This window comes from Geminicoccus harenae, from assembly GCF_019800005.1.
In the GTDB taxonomy this organism is placed as follows: domain Bacteria; phylum Pseudomonadota; class Alphaproteobacteria; order Geminicoccales; family Geminicoccaceae; genus Geminicoccus; species Geminicoccus harenae.
This window is the reverse complement of record NZ_JABGCL010000233.1, coordinates 1-617: the sequence shown is the minus strand read 5'-3', so window position 1 is coordinate 617 and position 617 is coordinate 1. Positions and strand designations below refer to the sequence as shown.

Below are 617 nucleotides of genomic sequence, written 5' to 3'. Positions count from 1 at the left end.
AAGAGAGATGTGGCAGACTATGTGAAGAGATGTTTGACTTGTCAACAGGTAAAAGCTGAGCATCAGAGGCCTGCAGGTTTGACTAATCCTTTGCCTATACCTGTGTGGAAATGGGAGCATGTGACTATGGATTTTGTAGTAGGTTTACCGGTCACTCCTAAGGCTAGGTACGATGCTATTTGGGTTGTAGTTGACAGGTTGACAAAGACTGCACATTTCATTCTTATGAGAACTACAGATTCTATCAGTCGTTTGGCTCAGTTGTACATAAATAGTATTATTTGTTTGCATGGAGCACCATTGTCTATAGTTTCTGATAGAGATCCTCGTTTCACTGCAAGATTTTGGGAAAGTTTACAGGAAGCTATGGGTACTGATATTCTGATGAGTACAGCATTTCATCCCCAGACAGATGGCCAGTCAGAAAGGACTATTCAGATTCTAGAGGATATGCTGAGAGCTTGTATTTTAGATTTTGGCAAATCTTGGGATGAGTATGTGAAACTGGCTGAGTTTGCATACAACAATAGTTATCAGGCGACTATTGGCATGGCACCATTTGAGGCACTGTATGGCAGACGTTGTAGATCCCCAGTATGCTGGACAGATGTTGGAGA

At 42.0% G+C, this 617-nt stretch carries 1 protein-coding gene; it reads left to right on the top strand.

What is annotated here, in order from left to right:
• Nucleotides 1-126: 126 nt before the first annotated feature.
• A partial coding sequence (locus HLA95_RS29745) for a transposase family protein (protein ID WP_222185195.1) occupies nucleotides 127-617 on the top strand: 491 nt, incomplete at its 3' end.